We start from the raw sequence: 26,011 nt of genomic DNA, 5'->3' as shown, positions 1-26,011 counted from the left end.
AAGGCTATTCGCCAAACGATGACAAGTTTTGAATAGCCTGGATATTGTCGCTGTCCTTGGCCCCGCTTCGGCGGGGCTTTGCATTTATCGGCCCGAACCATCACATTAGATTTGATCCATTGACATCTGTCACTGCATCCGCCACCTGATCTGCGAATTCCGCAACGGAGCAAACCGGCTCATGTCCGGATATTTTTCTTCACCTTTCCCGCGCCGCAAATCTGTCGGCGTCGATGTCGGCGGCGTGATGGTCGGCGGTTCGGCCCCGGTCGTTGTGCAGTCGATGACCAATACGGACACTGCTGACATTGACCAGACCGTCGCGCAGGTTGCCGCGCTGCATCGCGCGGGCTCCGAACTCGTCCGCATTACAGTCGATCGCGACGAGAGCGCTGCGGCGGTTCCCGCGATTCGCGAACGGCTGGACCGCCTGAACGTCAATGTTCCGCTGGTCGGCGACTTCCATTATATCGGCCACAAGCTGCTGGCCGATCATCCGGCCTGCGCGGAGGCGCTCGCCAAATACCGCATCAATCCGGGCAATGTCGGCTTCAAGGACAAGAAGGACCGGCAATTTGCGGAAATCGTCGAAATGGCGATCCGCTACAACAAGCCGGTGCGCATCGGCGTGAATTGGGGTTCGCTCGATCAGGAGCTTCTCACGCGTCTGATGGATGAGAACAACGAGAATGGCTCACCGCTGACCGCCCAGCAGGTCACCCGCGAGGCAATCGTGCAATCCGCCCTGCTTTCCGCGCACGCAGCAGAGGAAATCGGCCTCGGTCGCGACAAGATCATTCTGTCGGCGAAGGTTAGTCAGGTTCAGGATCTCATCGCCGTCTATACCGAGCTTGCAGGCCGTTCGGATCACGCCTTGCATCTTGGCCTCACGGAAGCAGGCATGGGTACCAAGGGCATCGTTGCCTCGTCGGCTGCGATGGGAATCCTGCTCCAGCAAGGTATTGGCGACACGATCCGCATTTCGTTGACGCCTGAGCCAAATGGCGACCGCACGCGCGAGGTGCAGGTTTCGCAGGAACTTCTGCAAACCATGGGCTTCCGCCAATTCATCCCGATTGTCGCCGCCTGCCCCGGCTGCGGTCGCACCACATCGACGGTTTTTCAGGAACTTGCGCAAAACATTCAGGAAGACATTCGCCGCAACATGCCGGTCTGGCGCGAGCGCTATCCAGGCGTCGAAGAGTTGAAGGTCGCCGTCATGGGTTGCATCGTCAACGGCCCCGGCGAATCCAAGCATGCCGACATCGGAATTTCGTTGCCAGGCACTGGCGAGACGCCTACTGCCCCCGTTTATATCGATGGTCAGAAGGCCGCCACCTTGCGCGGACCGGACATTGCGCGCGACTTCGAACGCATGGTGGCGGACTATATAGAGCGGCGCTACGGACGCGGGCGCGTTGCCGCAGAATAGACGCGGCGCAATGGCTGCATTGCGAAGCGTTCTGGCTGCCATCATCACTCTCTCTATGCCGCAAGCCGATGCTTTCGGCGCGGATCGTGATGACCGCGTTGGTGGTCCTGATCCCGTACATCGCATCTGCAGGCTCATCGAAACGCACGCGGTTCTGAACGACATTCCGCGCGAGTTTTTTGCCCGACTCATCTGGAAGGAAAGCCGCTTCGATGCCAATGCGGTCAGCCCTGTTGGAGCAGAGGGCATCGCCCAATTCATGCCCGGCACAGCAAAGATGCGCGGCCTCGATGATCCGTTCGACGTGCCCAAGGCAATCGCCGCTTCAGCCAAATATCTGGGAGAGATGAAGCGCAGTTTCGGCAATCTCGGTCTTGCTGCAGCCGCCTACAATTCGGGCGAAAATCGCGTGGCACGATGGCTATCATCCGGCGGTTTCCTGCCGCTCGAAACGGAAGACTATGTGCTCGACATTATGGGCGAGCCAGCGGACAATTTCTCGAACGCCGCCTATACCGGCACGAACCGGCCGCTGGAAGAAAAGCACAGTTTTGCCGAGGCGTGCCGCCGCCTGCCGATTGTGCGTACGACCACCATCGCAATGGCTACAATCCACACGAAGCCTTGGGGTGTTCAGGTCGCGGGCAACTTCCGCCGTTCAGCCGCAATAAAGCAATGGCAGCGCGTTCGCGGCCGCTTACCTGCGTTGCTCAAGGAGTACGAGCCGGTCGTGAGCCGTGTTCGTACACCAATCGGGCGGCGCGGAATTTATGCAGTTCGTATCGGTGTCGAGAACCGCGCCAACGCCAACATCATCTGCCAGCAACTCCAAGGCGCTGGCGGTTCCTGCATCGTCATGCGCAATCGCTAGCTGCTGCGTTCAATACCCCTTGTGGGGTGAGGAGTGGCCCGCGAAGCGGATGAGGGGTAATCAGCTACTGCGTTCAGCCACAAACCGGGCCGCGGCTCGGAGCAGATTTCCCGCCTCGCCATAAGGCGCGAGCAAATCTTCCGCCTGTTTCACCAAACCGCGCAGTTGTGCGCGCGCCCAATCCGACCCGTGCAACGACGCAAGGGTCGCCTTACCGGCCTGCTGGTCTTTGCCGGTGGCCTTGCCCATTGTCTGCGCATCTGAAGTGAGATCGAGCAGATCGTCGGCAAGCTGGAAAGCCAGCCCAATCGCCGATCCGAACTCGGCCATGCGCTCGCGGTCGGCATTGCTCGCCTTGCCTGCAATTGCACCAGCCTCACACCCGAACCGGATCAACGCGCCAGTTTTCATCGCTTGCAGTCGAATGATGCCCGCCTCGTCGGGCGCATCCTGTTCCGCCGCGAGGTCAAGTGCCTGCCCGCCAGCCATGCCGCCAATACCGGCGGCACGCGAAAGCGCCAATATCAGTTTCAGCCGGGCATCCTCAGGAAGTTCCGTAGCCGGATCCGCGATAATATCGAACGCCAGGGTCAGCAGGGAATCGCCCGCCAAAATGGCCGTCGCCTCGTCAAACGCTTTGTGGACGGTCGGTTGCCCACGTCTCAAATCATCATCGTCCATTGCCGGCAGATCATCATGCACCAGCGAATAGCAATGGATGCATTCCAGCGCCGCCGCCACACGAAGCGCAGCACCGCGCTTCGCGCCAAAAAGCGCTGAGCTTTCCAACACCAGAAAGGGCCGCAGCCTCTTGCCACCATTCAGAACACCGTGACGCATAGCCGCGAGCAGCTTTTCAGGACGCTCGATTTCACCCGATTGCGGGATCGCGGTCAGGATCGCGTCGAGCTCGGCCTCAACCTCGCGCGCGCAACGCCGAAGCGCAGTTTCGAAATCTGATTGTGTTATCTGCAACATGGCGGAACCGTTTACGGCAAAGGCTTGGCGGGTCAAGCGCCGAATCCGTTGCACTATTCGCTTCGCACCGCTATGCGAGTGAGAATGGAGACAGGGATTGCCGGAACGACGGAGCCTAGTGCGGAGCCCGATCCGGGAAAGCCGGATATGGCGTCGATTCGGAAGCTGCTTGGAACCAGCCGCACGCGTTTGTGGCTTCGTCGTCTTGTAAAGGCGGCGATTGTTGTTGCGCTCATTCCTGTCGTTCTGACGATCCTCTACTTCCCGTCATTCGTGCATCCGGTATCAACCCTGATGCTTCGAGATCTCGTTACATTTCAAGGGTATGACCGCCAATGGGTTGCCCTTGAGGATGTCGCGCCTGTCATGCGCCGGTCGGTCATCATGTCCGAGGACGGGCAGTTCTGCTCGCATTTTGGTGTTGATCTGGGTGAACTGAAGGGCGAAGTTGAAGACCTCTTTGCGGGACGCCCAACACGCGGCGCGTCCACGATCCCGATGCAGACCGTGAAGAACCTGTACTTATGGAATGGGCGGTCCTTCCTCCGCAAGGCAATGGAGTTGCCGCTCGCAATCTACTTCGACCTTGTATTGCCGAAATATCGCATTCTGGAAATCTATCTTAACATCGCAGAATGGGGTCCGAATATTTACGGCATCGAAGCCGCATCTCAGTATTATTTCGGGGTATCGGCAAAAGACTTGTCGGCACGGCAAGCAGCACTGTTAACTTCAGCACTTCCCAACCCTATTACCCGCAATCCGGCCAAGGCTAAGCCCGGCATGAGAGCTATCGCCCGCGTCATCGAGCGCCGCGCAAGCCGCGCCGGGGGCTATGTTGACTGTGTAGAATAGGGATTGCGCAAAATATTTGGGCCAAGTGCTGGTCAAAAGCCCACAGGCGTTGTATAGGCACGCCCGATTTCCCGGATTTCAGCCTTGAGATCGGCTCTGTAAGGGCTGGCGGGGCTTTGACGAATTGAGTGGAGCATAAAATGGCAGTCCCTAAAAAGAAAACCTCGCCGGCAAAGCGCGGCATGCGCCGCTCGGCAGACGCCCTCAAGGCCCCGGCCTATGTTGAGGACAAGAACTCGGGTGAGATGCGTCGCCCGCATCACATCGACCTGAAAACCGGCATGTATCGTGGCCGTCAGGTGCTTGAGCCCAAGGGCAACTAAGCGACAAAATCGCCGAATTCCTTTTGAAATAGCCCGCTTTTGCGGGCTATTTTTGTCTGAAAGTGGAAAAATACGGCCGTATAATCGGAAAAATACGCCCGTATAATCGCATTTTGCGGCGAATAGAGCGGCTTTTTCAGTGCATATCCATCGACGGCTTGACCTGTTGAAGGGCCTCGGTCCAGTCGGTCGGTCGAACGATCATGCGCTGCACTTTTGGAAGCTCAGGACCGGCATGAAGCGCGCGCAGCGTCTCCCCGATCACGGCATCGGCATGGGTGGCGCGCTGGTTGTGGCGGACATACTCGACCCAGGTCGGAGCGTGGTAGGTTTCACGCCAGATTTCGGGGTTTTCCAGATCGCGCATCAACTCCCATTGCCGAGCACCGTCACGCAGGCGGATGCGGCGACGTTCTGACATGGCCTCCATGAACGCGGGCAAGTCGGTTTCGCGAATAATGTATTCGATAACGATGAAGATGGGGCCGCTCTGCGGGCGCAGGTCCAACGCGACATCGGGCTGTTGCCAGCGATTGAGCGGATCGAGATTTAGCGCCTGCTGGGCAGGCATCGGAAAGCGCAATCCGGCGACGACGCCAATGAGCATGGTGGCTGCGGCATAAAGGAGCGCAATGCCGACGCCTTGGGATTCAGCGACAATACCCCAGATCCAGGAGCCAAGCGCCATGCCGCCAAAAACGGCGGTCTGGTAGAGCGCAAGGGCGCGACCAACCACCCAGCGCGGGGTTGAAAGCTGGACGGTGACATTGAAGAGCGACAGCGCCATGACCCAGCAGGCACCGCCAAGCAAGAGCCCTGCCCCGGTCTGCCAGATGGCAGTGCCATAGGAGCAGATGACGGCGCACAAAGCGAAGCCCGCAAATGAAAGGCGCACGATCCATTCGTTGGAAATGCGTTGACGTGCGCGCCCCCCGATGAATGCGCCACAAACTGCACCAATGCCAAAGCAACCGAGCAAAATGCCATAGGTGAGCGCGCCGCCACCAAGCAGGTCACGCGCGACGAGCGGCAGCAGCGCCAGAATGACGATTGCCGTAAAGCCGAACAGGAGCGCGCGAAACAGCACGATTTCGATATGCGGAGACATGCCGACGTAGCGCAGACCGGCGGTCATGGCGCGGCCCATCGTTTCGCGCGGCAGGCTGCTTTTCGCGATGTTAGGCTGCCAGCGGGCGATGACGATCAGCAAGGCGATGTAGCTGAAAGCATTGACGATAAAGGCAGCAGCAGCGCCGAAGGCGGCAACGATGGCACCGCCGATTGCGGGGCCAACGCTGCGAGTGAGATTGAAGCCGACACTGTTTAGCGCGACGGCTGCGGGCAAATGATCGCGCGGAACCATGTCGCCGACAGACGCCTGCCACGACGGATTGTTGAGAGCGGTGCCACAGCCAATGAGAAAGGTGAAGGCCAGCAAAAGCCACGGGGTGATGAGGCCGAACCACGCAAAGGCCGCCAGCGCAGTTGAAACAACGAGCATGAAGCCTTGCGCAATGAGAATGACGCGCCTGCGGTCGAAATTATCGGCAATCGCGCCAGACGCCAATGAGAAGAGCATGATGGGCAGGGTGGTAGACGCCTGCACCAATGCCACCATGTCGTCGGAGGTCGTGATGGCGGTCATGAGCCACGCAGAGCCAACCGACTGAATCAGGCCGCCGAAATTCGACGCGAGACTGGCCAACCACACGGCGCGAAATGTCGAATGCGAGAGCGGCGCAAGCGAAGAAGGGCGCTGCTGGATATGCTCGTTCATGGACGGGAAATCACCATGCTTTGCCTCGGCTCAGGGCTGTTTCTTATGCCCTGCACCGGCCCGCATGGTCAAACTACAAAGCTATTTTTTCAATGCCAGTTCAATAACTCGAATAAGCTGGCGTAAAGCTGTACGCTGGGTTTCGACATCGGCGACGCGATGCTTGACACCTTCCAGACCATCAACAAGCAATTCGGCCAGCACATGCGAGGTTAACCCGCGCGCCGCAAGATCGACGCCGGAGGCTTTCGTTTCGACCTCAATGGCATTCTGGAAAAGCGCTACTGACTTGCCATGCCATGCCTGCATCAGCCCGCCAGCAACATCGTTTTTCATATCGATCAATTCCGCGCCGTGTGGCGATGCGTTCATTTTTGCCATCATGGCGATCATTCCACGATCGACAGATTGGAAAAGACGCTCCGAAAACGATCCCGGACCGTTCAGCACCTCCTCAAGACACATGGCCGAGCGCTGGAAAACGCGCTCCGCACCGGCCTGAAAAATATCCGCCTTGTTCTTGAAAAGCAGATAGAGTGCTGGACGAGACATGCCCGCAGCCTTGGCGATGTCGTCCATCGAAGTGCGCTGATAACCGTAAGAAAAGAACGCAGTCATCGCGCCGTGAAGCGCACGAATTTTCTTCGCGTCTTCAGGACCATCAGATGGCAGTGCGATTTCGAAAGGCATGATTCAGAATGCTTTTTCTTCTTGCTTCAAAGCTAATTGACAAAATATACGGAAATTGTCAATGTGTTAAGATAACGACGCTGGACGAGAACAAAGGGTATCCCCATGCGCCTCAATGTAAACGGCAATTCCCTCGAAATCGATGCCGATCCCGATATGCCGCTGCTTTGGGCGCTGCGTGACATTGCCGGTATCATGGGTCCGAAATTCGGCTGCGGCATTGCCGCTTGCGGTGCATGCACGGTTCATATTGACGGCGTGCCGGTGCGCTCCTGCTCGCTTCCGGTGGGAGCCGTAGAGGGTGAAATCACAACAATCGAAGGGCTTTCGAAGGGTGGCGAGCTGCACCCGGTTCAGCAAGCCTGGCTTGAAGAACAGGTTGCGCAATGCGGCTATTGTCAGGCCGGGCAGATCATGACCGCAGTTGCTTTGCTGGACGAGATTGCGGAACCGACTGACGAAGACATAGACAATGCGATGGGCGGTAATCTGTGCCGATGCGGAACCTATCCGCGCATTCGCGCCGCAGTGAAACGCGCCGCTGCGCTGAAAACGGCGGAGCTATAGAGATGGCCAGCATTGGAAAGATTGCCCGACGCACATTTCTGCTCGGCGCGGCTGCGGTCGCAGGCGGCGTTGCGGTCGGCTACTGGTATGTGAGCAGACCTTACGAAAACCCGCTCGAAGGCGAAGTTGCCAAGGGCGAGGCAACATTCAACCCCTATGTGAAAATCGCTTCTGACGACACGATCACGGTTATCGCACCGCGGGCCGAAATGGGCCAAGGCGTTGCGACCACGCTGGCTGCTTTTGTTGCGGAAGAACTGGACGTGACGCTTGACCGGATCAAGGTTGAGCACGGACCCGCTTCCTATGCCTATTACAACGCGGAGATGCTTGCCGAGAGCGGGCCGTTCAACTTTTTCGACGACAGTTTTCTTGCCGAAATGACACGCAGCGCATTGGGAACGGTCGGCAAGGTTCTGGGGCTGCAAGGAACTGGAGGTTCCACCTCTGCGCGTGATGGATTTGAGAAAATGCGGCAGGCGGGCGCGGCCACACGCGCAGTGCTGATGCAGGCGGCGGCGGCCCGACTATCCTTGCCCGTGGCTGAACTCGCCACGGAGAATGGCCGCATCGTTCATGCCCGGTCTGGCCGTAGCGTGAGCTATGGCGAGGTTGCACTTGATGCAGCGAGCATTGCGCCGCCAAAATCGGTAACGCTGCGAGACAAGAAGGACTGGAAGCTGTTGGGCAAGACGCAGCAGCGCGTCGATATGCACGACAAGGTGACCGGCGCGCCAATATTCGGGATCGATGTGCGCCTGCCAGACATGCTTTACGCGACCGTGCTGATAAGCCCGGTGTTCGGCGCAAAGCCGGTGAAGGCAGATACATCCAAAGCCGAAAAAATGTCGGGCGTCATAAAGATCGTGCCGCTTGAAACGGTCTATGGCTCCGGCTTTGGCGTGATCGCAAAAAATACCTGGGCCGCATTTAAAGGCGCTGAAGCGCTCGACGTTGAATGGGGCAAGCCGGTCAATCCCGCAGACACAGACGGGCTGATGCAGGTGATTGCCGACGCCGCCACGAAGGGCGAAGGCGACGTGATGCGCAATGATGGCGACGTTGAAACCGCATTTGCCGATGCACCGCAGGCGCAACTTATCGAGGCGGAATATCGCGTGCCGTATCTTTCGCACGCGCCGATGGAGCCGATGAATTGCACCGCGCAACTGAAGGATGGCCACCTGACCGTGTGGGCGCCCAACCAGATGCCGACGCTTATCCGCTGGCTATGTGCGGACCTTGCCGGGGTGCCTCTGGAACAGACGACCGTGCACACGACATATATGGGCGGAGCCTTCGGGCGGCGCGGCGAAATCGACTACGCGCTTTATGCGACACTGATTGCCAAGGAAGCCGACGGGCATCCCGTGAAAGTGACGTGGACGCGCGAGGAAGACATGCAGCATGACTGCTATAGGTCGGCCTTTATCGCGCGGATGCGCGCGCGCCTTGGCGACGACGGATTGCCACAAGCGCTGGACTTGCGCGTCGCTGGTCAATCCATGATGGCCAGTCTCGTAGGGCGCATTTTTCCGGGACGCTCAGCACCGGGGCCAGACAACACCACGACTGATGGCTCGCACAACCAGCCCTACACTATTCCGAACTATCGGGTGACGGGCATCAAGGCACCGCTGACGCTGCCGGTCAGCTTCTGGCGCTCAGTCGGCAATTCGCAGAATGGCTTTTTCCACGAAAGCGCGATGGACGAAATCGCCCACGCGGGAAAGACCGACCCAATTGAACTGCGCCGGAAATTGATGCGCGAGTTTCCAGCAGCCGTCGCCGTGGTGGACAAGGTGGCAGCAATGTCGAACTGGGGCGAAAAGCTGCCGGAAGGCAAGGCCAAGGGGTTTGCCTTTGTGCTTTCCTTTGGAAGCTGGTGCGCACAGGTGGTGCAAATTGCGCAGACGCCGGGCGGCATCAAGCTGGAAAAGATGTGGATCGCCGTCGATGTCGGCACGGCTCTCGATCCCGGCATTATCGAGCAACAGATGGTTTCGGGCGCGATCTTCGGACTTTCAGCAGCGATGAACCAGAAGATCACATTTGCGGACGGTCGCGTGGAGCAATCCAATTTCCACGACTTCGACGCGATGAGAATTTTCCAGGCGCCGCAATTCGAGGTCGCGATACTGGAGAACTATCACCGCATGGGCGGAGTTGGCGAAGTGGGAACACCACCGGCGGCTCCGGCCCTGGCAAACGCCGTGTTTGCGCTGACCGGAAAGCGTGTGCGGTCACTGCCGCTTTCGGACGAGGTGGTGTTCGCATGAACTGGCGGGGGAGACTGCTGACAGCTACCGCCATGCTGATGCTGACAGCGCCATCTTTTGCGCAGGATAATGCCCCCTCGCAGCAGGAAGGACTGGCTGCATGGCAACAAGTTTACGCCGTGTTTTCGCATCCGCGCTGCGCCAATTGCCATGTGGCAGACGAGCGGCCGAGGTGGGTGGGCGCAGCCGGTTCGGCTGAGCGCATTCACGCATTCAATGTGCAGCGCGGCGTCGACGGTTCAGGCTTCGGCAATGCTGGCCTGCGCTGCACATCCTGCCATTTTGAAAGCAATTCCAAGCACTTGAATGGTCCGCCCGGCGCACCGAGCTGGCACCTCGCACCGGCGGAAATGGTGTGGCACAAAATATCCTCTGCCGGAATCTGTGCCCAGATCAAAGATCCTGAACGCAATGGCGGCCGCACATTGCAGGAAATTGCAGAGCATGTGCGCGAGGACCCGCTGGTGGGCTGGGGGTGGAAGCCCGGACCGGGACGCGAGCCCGCGCCGGGCTCTGCCGAAGGAACCTATGAAGAGCTGGAGAGATGGGCAGCAGCGGGCGCGCCCTGCCCTCAAGAATGAGTCACATTTCAGCAGCCTAAGACTATTTTGAATCGCAAATTTCGTATATGAAGCGCCGAAATTTCGGACACGTACGAAATTTGATTGAAGGCATGTCGGCACCGCCCCATATCAAACGTTCTTGCATGGACGTCTAGTTCGCCGACAAAACGGACAAAATGCCAATGGCTAAATATAGATTTCACAAAATCGCGGCTGTGGTCGTGCTAATCGGATTTGCTGCATGGATGGCAACCGGCAAGTTCTCCTCGGTTGGCAGCGCCTCTGCCGAAAACGAAACGGCGGAAAAGGCTGACGCCGCGAAGAAAGCGGCAGAAAACAAACCTGTGCTGCGCACAGTGGCGGTGATGACCCCGCCGCGCATAGGCCACGCACGCGCGATTCGGATTTCCGGCCAGACGCAGGCAGACAAGCGCGCCGTGCTGGCAACGCGCGCGGCAGGCATCATTGCCGAATTGCCTGTGAAGGAAGGCGACCGCGTGAAGGCGGGCGATCTTATTCTACGCCTTGAATCGGAAGAGAAGCCGGCCGCCGTTGAGACGGCTATGCAGCTTGTGAAACAGCGCGAGGCGGAACTGGAAGCCTCGCAGCAGCTCTCCAAGAGCGGCAACCTGGCCAAGCTGCAACTGACGACCGCCGTTTCGGCTCTGGCACAGGCGCGCGCACAGTTGGAAACCGCGCGCGCGGAACTGGAGCGGACCCGCATCGTGGCGCCGTTCGACGGCATTGTGGATGATGTGACCGTAGAACTGGGAAGCTCGGTCCCACAGGGTGGTGACGTCGCCACCATGCTGAGCCTCGACCCGGTGGTGGTGCGCGGCGAAATCAGCGAGCGCGACCTCTCCCACATCAAGATCGGCGATAAGGCCGAGGCCACTCTTGTGGATGGCGCGAAGGTGGACGGCTCGGTTCGCTACATCAGCCGGGAGGCAACGGCAGCGACGCGCACCTACCGTGTTGAAATCCAGATTCCGAACCCCGAAGGCAGGATACCGGCGGGCATGACGGCCGAACTGACCTTGCGCAGCGCGCCGGTCGATGCCGTGGCACTGCCGCGTTCGGTCGTTACGCTTTCCGCGACAGGCGATCTCGGCATTCGCGCGGTGGATAGTGCGAACAAGGTTGTGTTCTTCCCTATCGATCTCGTTGACGACACACCGACTGGCTTGCTGCTTGCAGGTATTCCCGCTGATGCGCGGGTGATCATGGCCGGTCAGGATCTGGTCAAGGAAGGCGACGAGGTGAAGCCGGTCGCAGCAGATCCGGCAATGATCCAGAAGCTCGCTCAGGACGCAACCGGAACGCAGTAAGCAAATGGACATCGTCAAACTTGCGATCCGCAATGCGCGGCTGACCCTTTCCGTTCTGCTGTTTCTCATCATCGCGGGCGCGCTTGCATATCGCGCCGTGCCGAAAGAGGCCGAGCCGGACGTCGCCATTCCGATCATGTATGTGAGCCTGATTTATCAGGGCATTTCGCCGGAGGATTCCGAGCGGCTTCTGCTGCGGCCAGTCGAGGCGCAGCTGAAAAATCTCAAGGGGCTCAAGGAGATGCGCTCCGCAGCCTATGAGGGCGGCGGCTATGTGCTGGTCGAGTTCGACCCTTCAACCGATCTCGGCGACGCGCTGATCGACACGCGCAACAAGGTGCAGGACGCCAAGCGCGACCTGCCACAAGGCGTTGAGGAACCGACCGTCAACGAGGTGAACCTCTCCGAATTTCCTGTGCTGGTGGTGACGCTTTCGGGCGATGTGCCGGAGCGTGTGCTGACAGCGGCTGCGAAGGAACTGCGCGACCGCATCGAGGAAGTGCCCGGCGTGCTGGAAGGCACACTGCAAGGTTCTCGCGACGAGCTTGTGGAAGCGATCATCGATCCGATGCGGCTGTCGTCCTACGGCTTGCGGCTCGACCAGTTGATTCAAGGCATCGGGCAATCGAACAACCTCGTGGCCGCTGGCGCGATGGAGGGCTCCGAGGGCAAATATGCCATCAAGGTTCCGGCGCTGATCGAGACGCCGGAAGATGTCGCCAAACTGCCGGTCGTGGCGGGACCGAACGCGGTGGTGCGCGTGCAGGACATTGCGACGGTGCGCTCGACCTTCGAGGATGCTGAGACGATCACGCGGCTGGATGGCAAGAACGCCATCGCAATCGAGGTGAAGAAGCGCATCGGCGCGAATATTGTCGAGACGATCGACGGCGCAAAGGCAGTCGCCGACGAGTTCGTCAAGACCGCGCCGGAAGGCATGGTCGTGACCTATACGCAGGACAAATCCGTATTCGTGAAGCAACTGCTTTCCGACCTGCAGAACCACGTTTTGATCGCAGTGATTCTGGTCTTTATCGTTATTCTCTACGCACTGTCGGGCCGCGCCTCCCTGCTGATCGGAATCGCGATTCCGTCGTCGTTCCTGATGGGCATATTGGCACTCGCGCTGATGGGCTACACGATCAACATGATCGTGCTGTTCAGCCTGATCCTTGCGGTCGGCATGTTGGTGGACGATGCGATTATCGTGACAGAGTTTGCCGAACGGCGCATGTCGGAAGGCATGCCCCGCGAGCAGGCATTCGAGCTTGCCGCCAAGCGCATGGCGGGGCCGGTTATTGCGGCGACGATGACACGCATCGCGGCGTTTTCGCCGCTGCTGTTCTGGCCGGGTATTATCGGCGACTTTATGAAGTATCTGCCGATCACGCTGATCGTGACGCTGGCAGCATCGATGGCCTATGCCCTGATCTTTGCGCCGACGCTGGGCGCGATGTTTGCCAAGGCGCCGGACCATCAGGAAGAGCACAAGGACGGGCTTTACATGGCCGTCGTCAACAAGGCGGTGCATTATCCGAAAACGGTGCTGCTGCTGACGCTGGCGCTGCTGGTCGCCGTGCCTTACGCCTATTCGCATTTCGGGCGCGGCGTAGAGTTCTTCCCCAATGTCGAGCCGGATTACGGCCTGCTCTATGTGCACGCACGCGGCAATCTCTCGCTTGAGGAAATGGACGCGGCGACCCGGCAGGCTGAAAGCCGGATGCTCGGCTGGCCGGGTATCAAGTCGGTTTATACGCGTGTGGGTAAATCCCGCGGCGGCAACGAAATCCCCGAAGATGTGGTCGGCGTAATCCAGTACGAGTTTGTGGACTGGCGCGAGCGCAAGCCCGCTCACGCAATTCTGGACGAGTTGCGCGCAGCGATGGCCGGCATTCCGGGCGTGGATGTCGAGGTGCGCGTGCCGGAAGCTGGCCCGCCGACCGGCAAGGCCGTGCAGGTTCAATTGTCCGCGACAAATCCCGAAGGGCTGAACGACAAGGCCAAAGAGGTCGCGGCGGCGGTCGCCAAGATTCCGGGCGTCATCGATCTCGATGACGGCCTGCCACCGCCCGGCGTTGACTGGGCGCTGCAGGTCGATCGCTCGAAGGCCGCGCAATATGGCGTATCGCCGACGGCTGTTGGTACGGCTGTGCAACTGGTCACGACCGGACTCAAGCTGACCGACTATCGTCCGGCTGGCGCTGACGATGCCGTGGACATTCGGCTGCGATTGCCGGAAGACCGGCGCACGCTCACCGAACTGGATCAATTGCGCATCGAGACGGCGAACGGCTCCGTGCCGATTTCAAACTTCGTTTCGCGCAAGCCGGAACATACGGTAGGTATTCTGAACCGCATCGATGGGAAGCGCACGATCACCGTGCAGGCTAATGTCGCTTCCGGCTATCAGGTAAACGCGGTGCAGAATGAAGTGCGCGAAGCCGTGAGCAAAATGGATTTGCCCGGCATCAACTGGAAAATGGCTGGCTCCGATGAGGACAGCGCGGAAGCGCAAAGCTTCCTTACCAATGCATTCGGCGCCGCGATCTTCCTGATCTTCATCGTGCTGCTGGCGCAGTTCAACAAGTTTACCAGCGTGGTTCTTGTGCTGTCCTGCGTCATCATGGCGACCATCGGCGCGCTATTGGGCATGATGCTGACTGGGCAGGCTTTTGTCATTGTCATGTCTGGCATCGGCATTATTGCGTTGGCTGGCGTTGTGGTGAACAACAACATCGTGCTGATCGATACCTATGACCGGCTGCGCGAAGAAGGCTGGAACAAGCTCGATGCGGTGCTGCAAACCTGCCGCGAACGCGCGCGCCCCGTGGTGCTGACGGCGGTATCGGCCATCCTCGGCGTGCTGCCCATCGCCTTCGGTCTTGGTCTGGAAATCTTCCACCACGAAACGACGATAAGCGCGCCCTCCACGCAATGGTGGATCGCGCTTTCATCGGCCATCGTGTTCGGCCTTTCTTTCGCGACCGTGCTGACGTTGATCGTAACGCCTTCAATGCTGATGGTGTTCACGCGCGACAAGCGCACACCCGGCCAAAAAGGGTGGATTGGCCGATTGAAAGATCGCCTTTTCCGGCGCGAGAAAAAGGGCGCTATCCGCACGGCTCCGCGACCGGCCGACAGCGGCGCAACACCTGCACCCGCCGAGTAAAAATCCATCTTCCCGAATGCGCGCACAGCGTATTCGGGAACCCTTAGCGGGGTTCGCGCATTTCATCTCCGGTCCGAATAGTCGGAGGGAACCCGGATATGACATTAGGCACACTTCTTCTCATCATTCTTATTCTGATTTTGATCGGCGCAGTGCCGAGCTGGCCCTATTCTCGCGGTTGGGGATATGGCCCGTCAGGTATCGTCGGCGTACTGCTCGTCGTCGTGCTGGTATTGCTGTTGATGGGACGGCTGTAGACGATCAAGATTTCACCCACCCGGACCTTCGGGCCACCCTCCCCATCGAGGGGAGGGGGTTAACTTGGATAGCCTCTCAACCTTTATGTTTGGAAACTTCGGTTGGGTGGCACCTTCCCTCCACTTGATGAAGATGGCCCGAAGGGTCGGGTGGAGCGTCTCCTAGATCATCTCAGGTCCGGCTATCTGCCGATCCGGCTGGAAGTCCGCAGCACGCACGAGTTCCGCACATGCGCAAACGACGATCAGCGGCACTGACAGCGCAATGTACACCCAAGAAAAGCCTACATGTTCAGCGGCGAAGCCAATTGCCGAAGGCGCGAGCAAAATTCCGGAATAGCCAATCGTGGTGACGACGCTCATGCCGGTGCTGGCAGAAATGCCAGGCTGGTTGCCTGCGGCTGAGAAGGCAATCGGCACGATGTTGGCGATGCCAACACCCGCAACAGCGAATGACGCAATGACCAGCCACGCCCATGGCGACAACCCCGCCACGAAGATGCCCGCCGCTGCGATAAGACACGAAATGCGCATGGTCTGAACGGCGCCGAAGCGATTACGAACACGGTCGCCCACAAATCGCAGCACCGCCATCGCACCCGCAAAGAGTGCGAAGCCAAGCCCGGCGGTGGCGATGGATACGCCAAGCTCGTTGCGGAGGTAAAGCGCGCCCCAATCCAGAATCGCGCCTTCCGGTATCATTGCAAAGAGCGCCACCGCCCCCACGAGATAAACAGATGCAATGCGCGGCAGCCGCATCGGCTTTTTCTGCTTGCTCGCTTCCGGATGCTTGTCGTCGATGACATAGCGCGCAGCGAGCACCAGCATGATGGCCAGTGCGATGGTGACGCTCACCGCATGGGCGAACGCCCCAAAATTCTGGATGATGAGCCCGCCCAGACCACCGCCGACAAAGCCGCCCAGGCTCCAGAAACCGTGCGACGAGGACATGATCGCGCGCGACAATTTCTTTTCGACCGCAACGGCGTTGGAGTTCATGGCGACATCCATCGCGCCGACAACGCCGCCAAAGAAAAACATCGCAATGGCCACAAGCGGAACGTTGGGAGCGGATACGACTGCGAGCAGCGCGAAAACGCACGCGCAGGCGAAACCGAGCCCCACACGGCGCGAACCATAGCGAGACATGAGAACACCCGACAGCGGCATGAACGACATCGCGCCCAGGCCGAACACCAATATCAGAATGCCGAGCGTCGACTCGCGAATTGCCAGCCGCGTTGCGAGTTCTGGAATCTGGGGAGCCCAACTGCCGACAAGGAAGCCGTTCAGAAAGAACAGCCCTGCCACTGCCCAGCGCCCACGCTGCGCCGTTGCCAAATTCTGCGCGGTGTTCATGCAAATCCACCCGTTTCCCGAATCCGCGCAAAGTTAAATCGGTTCAATGCAGCGTCAAGGTGTATTGAATGGGCCAGAAAAGTTAATTGGGGCGTGTGGTGCCGGCAGCGGGATGAGGGATACAATTCGACACCTCATACACTCATCCAACACGAAAATTGGTCGTTTCCAAATTCGCCGCTTGCGTTCCGAATTAAACTTGATATTTTTCGTCAAGAATATAGCGGTTCGGCTCGAACCACCCGATCAATAGGGCCCACTGATGAACACGTATAATCCCCAGTTCCACCGCTCGCTCCGCAATGAACGCAACGAACCGCAACGGTCGCTCGAAACGCGCATTGGCGTGCGGACCCTGTCGAGCAGCAGCTTGTTCGAGCGGGGAGAACATGAAATCGGGATTGCGCATGGCGAGTCGCTCTATCGCCTGAAGATCACGCGTCAGGGCAAGCTGATCCTCAACAAATAAGACGCGGATCGGCCCACCTGCTCCACGGCAAAAGCGGCCAAGCTACGAGGTGATAAACATCTCTCGCAGATTGGCCGATTTTCATGTTGCCAAATTTGTTTGCACTGCACAATTTTTCAGCTAAGCAGATAGGAAAAGTTCTGCGGGAGCTGGTGCGTGGCTATCAAGAAAATTCTCGTTGCCAATCGGTCGGAAATCGCCATCCGCGTTTTTCGTGCAGCTAATGAGCTGGGCCTGAAAACCGTCGCCATATGGGCGGAAGAAGACAAATATTCGCTCCATCGCTTCAAGGCAGACGAAAGCTATCAGGTCGGGCGCGGGCCATGGCTCACCAAAGACATGGGCCCGATCGAAAGCTATCTCTCGATCGATGAGATATTGCGCGTTGCGAAATATTCAGGCGCGGATGCGATCCATCCCGGCTATGGCCTGCTTTCGGAAAGCCCCGAATTCGCCGACGCCTGCGCGGAAGCAGGGATAACGTTTATCGGCCCCAAACCGGAAACCATGCGGCGGCTGGGCAACAAGGTGGCCGCGCGCAATCTCGCCATTCAGGTGGGTGTACCAGTGGTGCCGGCGACCGACCCGCTGCCCGACGACATGGACGAGGTGAAGCGGCTTGCCCGCGAGATGGGCTATCCGGTGATGCTGAAAGCATCATGGGGCGGCGGCGGACGCGGCATGCGCGCCATTCGCTCCGAAGCAGACCTCCTGCGTGAAGTGGTCGAGGGCAAGCGCGAGGCGAAAGCCGCATTCGGCAAGGACGAAGTCTATCTCGAAAAGCTGGTAGAGCGCGCACGCCACGTGGAGGTGCAGGTTCTGGGCGACACGCATGGCAATGCCGTTCATCTGTTCGAACGTGATTGCTCAATCCAGCGGCGCAACCAGAAAGTTGTCGAGCGCGCGCCCGCGCCATATCTGAATGACGCACAACGCGAGGAGTTGTGCGGCTATGCGCTGAAGATCGCGAAGGAAACAGACTATATCGGGGCCGGCACGGTCGAGTTTCTGCAGGACGCCGATAGCGGCAAATTCTACTTCATCGAGGTGAACCCGCGCATTCAGGTGGAGCACACGGTCACGGAAGCTGTGACCGGCATCGACATCGTCAAGGCGCAGATTCACATTCTCGACGGCTATGCAATCGGCACGCCCGAATCCGGCGTGCCGAAGCAGAAAGACATCAAGCTGAACGGCCACGCCCTTCAGTGTCGCATCACAACGGAAGATCCGGAGCACAATTTCATCCCCGATTATGGGCGTATCACCGCCTATCGCGGCGCGACGGGATTCGGCATTCGGCTGGATGGAGGAACAGCCTATTCCGGCGCGGTGATCACCCGCTTCTACGATCCGCTGCTGGAAAAAGTGACGGCCTGGGCTCCGACTTCGGAAGAGGCAATCGCGCGCATGAACCGCGCGCTGCGCGAATTCCGCATCCGCGGCGTGGCGACCAATCTGACATTTCTCGAAGCCATCATTGCGCATCCGAGCTTCCACGATAATTCCTACACGACGCGCTTCATCGATACGACACCGGAGCTTTTCACGCAGGTGAAGCGGCAGGACCGCGCCACCAAGCTACTGAACTATCTGGCGGACGTGACCGTGAACGGACATCCCGAAACGCGCGGACGACCGGCGCCAGACCCCGAAGCGGCAGCACCGGTCATTCCGTGGTTCACCGGGGCGATTCCAAACGGCACCAAGCAAAAACTGGATGAGCTCGGCCCGGAAGGTTTTGCACGCTGGATGCGCGAGCAGAAGCAAGTGCTGGTGACTGACACGACCATGCGCGACGGGCATCAATCGCTGCTGGCAACGCGCATGCGCACCTACGACATTGCCCGTATCGCGGGAACCTATGCGCGCGCCCTGCCTCAACTGCTCTCGCTGGAATGCTGGGGTGGCGCGACGTTCGATGTTGCGATGCGTTTCCTGACGGAAGACCCGTGGGAACGCCTGAGCAAGGTGCGAGAAGCAGCGCCAAACATATTGCTGCAGATGCTGCTGCGCGGCGCGAACGGCGTGGGGTACACGAACTATCCCGACAATGTCGTGCAGCATTTCGTGAAGCAGGCCGCAAGCGGTGGCATTGATCTGTTCCGCGTGTTCGACTGCCTGAACTGGGTGGAAAACATGCGCGTGGCGATGGATGCCGTGCGCAAGGAAGACAAGCTTTGCGAAGCGGCCATGTGTTACACGGGCGACATTCTTGACCCGGAGCGCGCGAAATATGACCTGCGCTACTACGTTGAACTGGCCAAGGAGCTTGAGAAGGCGGGTGCGCATATCATAGCTGTGAAGGACATGGCCGGCCTGCTGAAGCCCGGTGCCGCGCGCGTGCTGTTCAAGGCGTTGCGCGACGCGACGGGCCTGCCGATCCATTTTCACACGCATGATACGTCCGGGCTTTCGGCAGCAACCGTGCTGGCGGCAGTGGAGAGCGGTGCCGACGCCATCGACGCCGCTATGGACTCGTTCTCAGGAAATACGTCTCAGCCCTGCCTCGGCTCGATTGTGGAAGCGCTGCGCGGCACACCGCACGATTCCGGTCTTGATCCGCACTGGATCCGCCGCATTTCCTTCTATTGGGAAGCAGTGCGCAACCAATACACGGCGTTTGAAAGTGATCTGAAAGGCCCTGCATCCGAGGTGTATCTGCATGAAATGCCGGGCGGCCAGTTCACCAACCTCAAGGAGCAGGCGCGCTCGCTTGGGCTGGAAACGCGCTGGCATGAAGTGGCGCAAGCCTATCACGACGTGAACCTGATGTTCGGCGATATTGTTAAGGTAACACCATCATCCAAGGTGGTCGGCGATATGGCGCTGATGATGGTGAGCCAGGAGCTGAGCGTAGCAGATGTCGAGAATCCGGCTAAAGACATTGCGTTTCCCGACTCGGTGATCTCGATGTTGCGCGGCGATCTGGGGCAGTCCCCCGGCGGCTGGCCGAAAGCGTTGCAGAAAAAGGCGCTGAAGGGCGACAAGCCGTATACCGAACGGCCCGGCGCACTGCTCAAGCCCGCCGATCTCAAGGCAAGCCGCAAGGACATTGAGGAGAAGCTCGGCCGCACATTGAGCGAATACGAATTTGCGTCGTGGCTGATGTATCCGAAGGTGTTCACCGACTTCGCGGCCGCGCAAGAACTGTATGGGCCCGTCAGCGTGCTGCCGACGCCGACTTATTTTTACGGCATGGAAGCAGAGGGCGAGGTTTTCGTCGACATCGAGCGCGGCAAGACGCTGGTGATCCGCTGCCTCGCAATCGGCGATACGGACGAAAAGGGCATGGTGACGGTGTTCTTCGAATTGAACGGCCAGCCGCGCCGCATCAAGGTGCCAGATCGCGCGCATGGCGCATCCAATGGTAAGGCACGGCGCAAGGCGGACGTAGGCAACGAGCTGCATGTCGGCGCGCCCATGCCAGGTGTCGTCTCAACGCTTGCGGTGAATGCAGGCCAGAGCGTGCAGGCCGGAGACGTGCTGTTGTCCATCGAAGCCATGAAAATGGAGACGGCGCTGCACGCCGAACGCGACGGCACAATCGCCGAAGTTTTGGTGCGCAGCGGCGACCAGATCGACGCGAAGGACCTGCTGGTGATTTTCGCTGCGGACGCATAAGCAGATTTGCACTGCTGCAGTGCAATCGGCAACTTGACATGCCCCGCAGTCCAATCCTATATCCGCGCGTCCTTCGGACAGAGCCGCGCATCTGCGTTGCTCATCTTGGGGCGGAGTAGCTCAGTTGGTTAGAGCAGAGGAATCATAATCCTTGTGTCGGGGGTTCAAATCCCTCCTCCGCTACCATTAAATTCCGTAGCAAATTCAATAGATTAGCTTCTACCAAATCCTCCGTAACGGCAGATTTTATGTTGCATTATGTTGCAAACCATTTCCGTTGAATTTCAATGACTTCCACTGGCGCTCGGCAAATCCATGCGACATGATTGCGACATGGAGAGGGAGCAGAGCCATGTCAGCAGGGCAAGGAGCGGGACATTTTAAGGTCTTCGTCAGTTGGTCAGGTGACTCAAGTCAAGCAGTAGCTAAATTATTGCATAATTGGTTGCCAAACGTCCTTCAGACCGTTCGAGTTTTCGTCTCTTCCAAGGACATTAAAGGCGGAGAACGCTGGTATCCGCGTTTGGCGGAAGAACTCGAATCTACAAACTTTGGAATTGTGATCGTAACCCGCTCCAACAAAGAAGCGCCTTGGATTCAGTTCGAAGCCGGGGCGCTTTCAAAACACGTGGAGGGACGAGTCGTTCCACTGCTTTGCCAGATGAAAGTGATTGAACTCACCGGGAATCCTCTGCAGGCGTTCCAAGCGGCAGAGGTCAGCAAAGACGGGATATTGTCGCTGGTTCGGACGCTAAATGGCGAACTGCCTTCGCCATTGCTACAACAGAATTTGGAGGAGACTTTTGAGGTTTGGTGGCCAAAATTCGAAGTTACCTATGCGAAAATAGAATTCTCTGAGCATGAAGTGATGGCAGAGCCAACTCCAGCAGAAAGGATGGAGCGGATAGAGCGAGCTATAACTTTCATTCAGTCCGACGTTCGTAAATTGGTTCACGACCAGAACGTTCAAGAAATCGCAGAAGCTTTGCTGGGCAACCGTCGCGACGCAATGCGTCGTCCCGTTGCGTTCTGGCCTAAAAGTTTTGATGAAATCAAATCTACTTCTTCGATATTGTCTGAGGAGCTTGAAAAAAACTCAAACCAAAAAGGACTCCTGAGTTCTCTGACTGATTTCATCGAGGACAAAAAGGAATAGCAAAATCCTACCGCATCACCGTCTCTGCCATTCGCGCCAGAAACGCCTCCCTGTCCCGTTTAACGACGCGCTGGTATTCGGCATACTGATCTACAGGCCGTCGCACTCTCGATTTGAAGTTGTTTTGATCGACGCGCATGGCGTCAAGGTCTGGATTGAGTCGGTGCCATGCCGCCCGCCATGCCTTCATGGCTTCCTCTCTCGTATCCTCTGAACCATGCTCGCTGAAGTGCATCACGCCGGTGCTCTGGTCCTGCTGCTGAACAAACACACAGCCATTGACTATCCAGTGCCACTGCACCTCTGCAGTGCCCGGCCATCGGTAGATCGAGCCGCACCAAAGATCATCCCTGTAAACGAGATAATGCGGGGTGTGGCCGTGCGCATCGGGGTGTATCTTGCGATAATCGACCAATCGGAATTGGGGTGAATCAGTCAAGATAGGATTACATACCTAGGAATAAACGCAAGAGGTTAACACTATTGTTCGACCTGATTATCGGAACGTCGAACTTGCCGCAGTTGTAAAGCGGCTTCTAAAACAGCGATAGAGTTAGGTTATCCAAGGTGTGCCATGTACCTAAAGCACGTGTCATCATCACTGTTACTTTTTGGGCTGTCGGCGTTCTTCGTGTGCAACGCTGAGTCGGCGTATGCATACGTGCGCTTGAACTGCTCTATAGACGACAAGTATATTACAACTCTCGAAATGGAAGGTGATTGCGGAAGCTGTTTTCCCACAGAAAAAAGGGAAGAACTCCTTTCAAAACTAGATAACATCCAAAACGCATTTGGATGCCCGTCGAAATATGTAGATGTAACCATATATGGAAAGATAAACTACGCCGATTCAATTTTTTTAACTTTTATATATGATCTTTTCTACGACAAGAATACCAACAAGCCCACAAGTTTTGGATCAATATGGAAAGTCCGCCTCGACAGTGAGGGGGGCTATGTTGAACCGGCGATCAACATATCTAACATATTCTCGAAGTATGGCGCTCGTGTTGGTGTCTCCAACAAATGCTACAGTAGTTGTGTACTTATATTAGCAGGAGGGAGATACAGATATATCGGCGGTGAAGTTGGCGTCCATAATATTTCGGTATCTCAACTACCGAGTGACGTACCAAATAACCCGACATCTATTAATAGATATTTTGCGACCACATATGAAAAAATAGAGAATCTCTTTGAGCGCAATAGAGTTAGCACCTCCGTTTTGGCGCTCATGAAATCAACTTCTTCGCTGCGAATTCGCAAGCTTTCACGTGACGAACTGAATTCTTATGGTCTTCGGATGCTCAACACAGCATATGAGGAATCCTTGCGATATAAAGTATCCCAGAAGTGGGGTGAAGAAGGTGTGCGTAAACTTGCCGAAGCAATCGCAATTTCTGACGCTTGCGACCAAGATTTCACGGACAACTGCCCATCTGATCTGGATGGGTTGTTTAAGGTAATTGAACTGATCGAAAGCAAGTAACTGATTCTTGCTGACATGAAGGCTTGCGCGGCCTACCCACGCCGGGAGCCGACTTTCGGGCGTCAGGCTTTGTGACTAGTGCTTGCTAATCTTCGTTCTTGCTCATCAAAAAAAATTTCACACAATCCGAAAGTGTCACCTTAACTCGCATAATGGCGAAGGGTGCCGTTTTTCATACGTTCAAGCAGGCTGGGCATTGCTCTGTGGATGCATATGACAAGCCATTTAAGCTTGTCGAGTCTTTCTTGAGCATCGCTCATTCCATTTAGGCCGTGGTAGCGCTAATTGTATATTTGCGCTTGCCCGCGCGCCCTAGTGCAGTTGTTCAAGCAAACTGCAATACTTTCCCTCCGAAACGAATCTGATCGCAGGGGGATAGATCGCAATGGTTCGCATAGTTTCAGTAAATGACGAAAACGCGGTGCAAGTGGCAAATGCAATTGGCGGTTTAGACAATCTCACGGCAACTTCTCCGTGGCTGGACTGGCTACCTTTTATCCGCTCAATCCGCCGACTGATATTGGGGACCGATAAGAACGACGTGCTGGCGGCTGAATTGCCTGGTGATATGGTTTTTGGCTTGGGCGGCACTGACAAGCTATCAAGCACGCAGAATGAAACGGCACTATTCGGCGGTGCAGGAAATGACGTTCTGACAACGACAATCAGCGCTACGAGTGATCCTGTTCAATCAGTCAGCGGTATTCAGATGGGCGGGGCGGGCAACGACGAACTTAACCTTAGCTCGTCGTTCCCGTCGTTGATGACGGCTGACACCTCGTCGTCTCCATTGTTGATGAAGGCTGACACGTGGACATCCGACCTTTTTGCCGACGGTGGAAGCGGTAACGACACGATCAATGTCAGAGGAACCGTCAATGAGCTTTCTAGTGAAAAGGCGGTAATCACAAACAGAATCTTCGGCGGCGCAGGAAACGACACGATCACCGCAAAAGCCGAGGCGATGGGGAACATTGGCGATAACTGGGTAGTAAACGTAATTGACGGCGGTGCTGGCAAAGACCACATCGTCGCCTATGCTGCTGCGCACAAACATTCAGACTTGGAATTGGCATTGAATGACGTCAGCGGCGGCGACGGGAATGACGTCATTGAGGCAACTGTTTATGCGCCGGCAATGTCAACATATGACGCACGTAATGTCGTTCATGGGGGGAAGGGTAACGATACCGTAACCGCAAGCACAAGAATCTCCTCGAATACCTCTTCCGCTTACGGCACGAACGAACTGTTTGGCGAGGAAGGCAATGACGTGCTGACTTCAACTCACACCGCATTAGGCAATGGTGACACGGTCATAAAGACCAATCTTGACGGGGGCACTGGCAACGACGTCTTGACTGCCAGCACGAATGCCGATGGTTGGATGTCACTGAAGATTGACAGTTCGCTCTCTGGCGGTGCGGGTCAGGACAATCTTAACTCCGAAATTATAGCTGGCGGTCCCTCCAGAACTTACACCCTCTCCAACAATCTTGACGGTGGCGACGGCAACGATCACTTGAGCGCTTCCATTGCCCAAACTTATATACGCGGGACCGATCAATTTATACTGTCTCGAAATACTCTTGACGGAGGCGCTGGCAACGACGTGCTCGTCGCACGGATTGAGGCAGGGTCCATTGGTTCCAACTGGGTATTCGGTGGCACTGGCAACGACCGGCTTACCGTGTATGGCGGCACCGATAATATTCTCGACGGCGGCTCCGGTAACGACGTGCTGACGGGCGGAAGCGGCAATGACACCATGACCGGTGGTGCAGGCAAAGATACATTTGTTATCGGTTTGGGCGGTGGCGCTGACGTAATCACGGATTTCCAAAGAGGTATAGACAAGCTCGATCTGACTGCCTTCGGTGTCTATAGCTTTGCTGGTCTTTCCCTGCTTGCGGACGGTGCTGACAGCGTGATCCAGTTGAGCGCGACAGACAGCGTTAGACTTACAGGTCTTGGCAGTATTGCGCCAAAGGATGTCTTGCTGGCCTAAGCGTTAAACCACTGCAACCCCATCCAATCAGGTGGGGTTCCTCACTGGGCAAGTGCCTGTCATTGTTGATGTGAGGGGTTGTTTACCTATATGTCCGGGCTGACATCTAACTTTATGCCCTGTGGATTAGCGATTACTAATCTGGCTTTGGTCGGTTAGGTGGATTGATACAATCTGAAAGAATCGCCCGACCGCGGGTGATTCGTGGATGGGAATATCTGATGAATATCTTGATATTTATCATGGTCCTGATCCATGATCGCCCTTATTTGTTTGTTCCAAGATGGTATGCAGTTCGCAGTTGAATAGCGTGCTGCTGGCCCAGACGTAGACGAAGACAGGGGAGGCATAAGCAAAATCTTATTTTGAATTGCGCGGAAACCGCCGCTCACCACAGCAACGCATCGTTCCCCGAAATCAGGCTTCTTAGCCGTTACTGATATTCGATTCTTGACTCAGAAATGCCGCTTACAGCGGCTCCAGCTTTTTCCGGTGTCCGACACCAGCAACCATGCAAAACGCGCTGTGCGAGTCTCGCTGAGTCAAATGGAGGCATTCCAGCGGTCACTGAACCACGTCTGCAACCGCCAACCGTTGATTCAGTCTCTGCGTCGCCAGATTGATTGCTTCACGATCTTCCGCCTGATCCGCTCGCAGATACCCGCTGGCAATCAACAGTTCGACATGCTGAACCTCATCCACATCGAACGACAACCTCAATAACCCACGTCGCTGACGGAGCCGCCTGCGCCGCTGCCGTTCTGCGGCGGAACGATCCGGAGGAAATGCCTTCATGTTTGATTGTCCTTAATTAGCT

Annotated in this window: 21 protein-coding genes and 1 tRNA gene; 16 read left to right on the top strand and 6 right to left on the bottom strand. The window is 57.2% G+C overall.

All coding sequences use genetic code 11. The features are described from left to right. Positions 1-181 precede the first annotated feature (181 nt). Together ispG and DY251_RS08985 are read left to right on the top strand one after the other, a co-directional pair. Positions 182-1,432, top strand: coding sequence for a flavodoxin-dependent (E)-4-hydroxy-3-methylbut-2-enyl-diphosphate synthase (ispG, locus tag DY251_RS08990; protein ID WP_116623559.1), 1,251 nt, complete (start codon positions 182-184; stop codon positions 1,430-1,432). Positions 1,433-1,442: 10 nt separating this feature from the next. Next, entirely contained in the window at positions 1,443-2,303 is an 861-nt protein-coding gene (locus DY251_RS08985) for a lytic transglycosylase domain-containing protein (RefSeq protein ID WP_425373286.1), read from the top strand. Between the two features lie 60 nt (positions 2,304-2,363). Here DY251_RS08985 and DY251_RS08980 read toward each other — a convergent pair whose 3' ends face one another. Further along, on the bottom strand, positions 2,364-3,281 hold the full coding sequence (locus DY251_RS08980) for a polyprenyl synthetase family protein (protein ID WP_116623558.1): 918 nt from the start codon (positions 3,279-3,281) through the stop codon (positions 2,364-2,366). Between the two features lie 147 nt (positions 3,282-3,428). Between DY251_RS08980 and DY251_RS08975 the strand changes: the two genes are divergently transcribed. Together DY251_RS08975 and rpmF are read left to right on the top strand one after the other, a co-directional pair. Further along, positions 3,429-4,136: a biosynthetic peptidoglycan transglycosylase gene (locus tag DY251_RS08975; RefSeq protein WP_116623815.1), complete on the top strand. Its 708-nt coding sequence runs from the start codon at positions 3,429-3,431 to the stop codon at positions 4,134-4,136. Between the two features lie 140 nt (positions 4,137-4,276). Continuing rightward, the gene (gene rpmF / locus DY251_RS08970; protein ID WP_116623557.1) at positions 4,277-4,459 is read left to right on the top strand and encodes a 50S ribosomal protein L32; all 183 of its coding nucleotides are present in this window, start codon (positions 4,277-4,279) and stop codon (positions 4,457-4,459) included. A 136-nt stretch (positions 4,460-4,595) separates the two neighbouring features. Here rpmF and DY251_RS08965 read toward each other — a convergent pair whose 3' ends face one another. Both DY251_RS08965 and DY251_RS08960 read right to left on the bottom strand, forming a co-directional pair. Continuing rightward, positions 4,596-6,236: an MFS transporter gene (locus tag DY251_RS08965; RefSeq protein ID WP_116623556.1), complete on the bottom strand. Its 1,641-nt coding sequence runs from the start codon at positions 6,234-6,236 to the stop codon at positions 4,596-4,598. 81 nt (positions 6,237-6,317) lie between these two features. Continuing rightward, a complete protein-coding gene (locus tag DY251_RS08960) occupies positions 6,318-6,926 on the bottom strand; it encodes a TetR/AcrR family transcriptional regulator (RefSeq protein WP_116623555.1) in 609 nt (202 codons plus the stop codon). 105 nt (positions 6,927-7,031) lie between these two features. Between DY251_RS08960 and DY251_RS08955 the strand changes: the two genes are divergently transcribed. From DY251_RS08955 to DY251_RS08930, 6 genes are all read left to right on the top strand, one after another. Then, a complete protein-coding gene (locus DY251_RS08955; RefSeq protein ID WP_116623554.1) occupies positions 7,032-7,493 on the top strand; it encodes a (2Fe-2S)-binding protein in 462 nt (153 codons plus the stop codon). Positions 7,494-7,495: 2 nt separating this feature from the next. Continuing rightward, a complete protein-coding gene (locus tag DY251_RS08950) occupies positions 7,496-9,772 on the top strand; it encodes a xanthine dehydrogenase family protein molybdopterin-binding subunit (RefSeq protein ID WP_116623553.1) in 2,277 nt (758 codons plus the stop codon). After that, positions 9,769-10,353, top strand: coding sequence for a hypothetical protein (locus tag DY251_RS08945; protein ID WP_116623552.1), 585 nt, complete (start codon positions 9,769-9,771; stop codon positions 10,351-10,353). Before DY251_RS08950 ends, DY251_RS08945 begins: the two co-directional genes overlap by 4 nt. Positions 10,354-10,517: 164 nt before the next feature. Continuing rightward, positions 10,518-11,663, top strand: a complete 1,146-nt coding sequence (locus DY251_RS08940; RefSeq protein WP_116623551.1) for an efflux RND transporter periplasmic adaptor subunit — start codon at positions 10,518-10,520, stop codon at positions 11,661-11,663. A gap of 4 nt (positions 11,664-11,667) precedes the next feature. Beyond that, a complete protein-coding gene (locus DY251_RS08935; protein ID WP_116623550.1) occupies positions 11,668-14,832 on the top strand; it encodes an efflux RND transporter permease subunit in 3,165 nt (1,054 codons plus the stop codon). Between the two features lie 98 nt (positions 14,833-14,930). Next, on the top strand, positions 14,931-15,089 hold the full coding sequence (locus DY251_RS08930; RefSeq protein WP_116623549.1) for a DUF3309 family protein: 159 nt from the start codon (positions 14,931-14,933) through the stop codon (positions 15,087-15,089). A gap of 162 nt (positions 15,090-15,251) precedes the next feature. Here DY251_RS08930 and DY251_RS08925 read toward each other — a convergent pair whose 3' ends face one another. Further along, positions 15,252-16,448 carry an MFS transporter gene (locus tag DY251_RS08925; protein ID WP_116623548.1) on the bottom strand — a complete coding sequence of 399 codons (1,197 nt, stop codon included), beginning with the start codon at positions 16,446-16,448 and terminating at the stop codon, positions 15,252-15,254. 262 nt (positions 16,449-16,710) lie between these two features. Between DY251_RS08925 and hemP the strand changes: the two genes are divergently transcribed. The 4 genes from hemP (at position 16,711) to DY251_RS08905 (ending at position 21,697) form a co-directional block, all read left to right on the top strand. Next, complete coding sequence (hemP, locus tag DY251_RS08920) at positions 16,711-16,917, top strand: hemin uptake protein HemP (protein ID WP_116623547.1); 207 nt, start codon at positions 16,711-16,713, stop codon at positions 16,915-16,917. Positions 16,918-17,073: 156 nt separating this feature from the next. Next, positions 17,074-20,541: a pyruvate carboxylase gene (gene pyc, locus DY251_RS08915; RefSeq protein ID WP_116623546.1), complete on the top strand. Its 3,468-nt coding sequence runs from the start codon at positions 17,074-17,076 to the stop codon at positions 20,539-20,541. A 109-nt stretch (positions 20,542-20,650) separates the two neighbouring features. Beyond that, positions 20,651-20,727 (top strand) — tRNA-Met (locus DY251_RS08910). Between the two features lie 166 nt (positions 20,728-20,893). Beyond that, positions 20,894-21,697, top strand: a complete 804-nt coding sequence (locus tag DY251_RS08905; RefSeq protein ID WP_158553241.1) for a toll/interleukin-1 receptor domain-containing protein — start codon at positions 20,894-20,896, stop codon at positions 21,695-21,697. A 7-nt stretch (positions 21,698-21,704) separates the two neighbouring features. Here the strand turns inward: DY251_RS08905 and DY251_RS08900 are convergent, their stop codons facing one another. After that, positions 21,705-22,136, bottom strand: a complete 432-nt coding sequence (locus DY251_RS08900; RefSeq protein ID WP_147307425.1) for a hypothetical protein — start codon at positions 22,134-22,136, stop codon at positions 21,705-21,707. A 270-nt stretch (positions 22,137-22,406) separates the two neighbouring features. On the opposite strand from DY251_RS08900, the gene DY251_RS21265 reads away from it, so the two are divergent. Both DY251_RS21265 and DY251_RS21745 read left to right on the top strand, forming a co-directional pair. Beyond that, the gene (locus DY251_RS21265; protein ID WP_158553240.1) at positions 22,407-23,186 is read left to right on the top strand and encodes a hypothetical protein; all 780 of its coding nucleotides are present in this window, start codon (positions 22,407-22,409) and stop codon (positions 23,184-23,186) included. A 385-nt stretch (positions 23,187-23,571) separates the two neighbouring features. Continuing rightward, positions 23,572-25,194, top strand: a complete 1,623-nt coding sequence (locus tag DY251_RS21745) for a calcium-binding protein (protein WP_116623542.1) — start codon at positions 23,572-23,574, stop codon at positions 25,192-25,194. Between the two features lie 564 nt (positions 25,195-25,758). Here DY251_RS21745 and DY251_RS08885 read toward each other — a convergent pair. Continuing rightward, a complete protein-coding gene (locus DY251_RS08885; RefSeq protein ID WP_116623541.1) occupies positions 25,759-25,989 on the bottom strand; it encodes a hypothetical protein in 231 nt (76 codons plus the stop codon). Between the last annotated feature and the right edge of the window lie 22 nt (positions 25,990-26,011).

It is taken from the genome of Mesorhizobium denitrificans (assembly GCF_003403035.1).
Classification (GTDB): domain Bacteria; phylum Pseudomonadota; class Alphaproteobacteria; order Rhizobiales; family Rhizobiaceae; genus Mesorhizobium_G; species Mesorhizobium_G denitrificans.
This window is presented reverse-complemented; position numbering and strand designations above follow the sequence as displayed.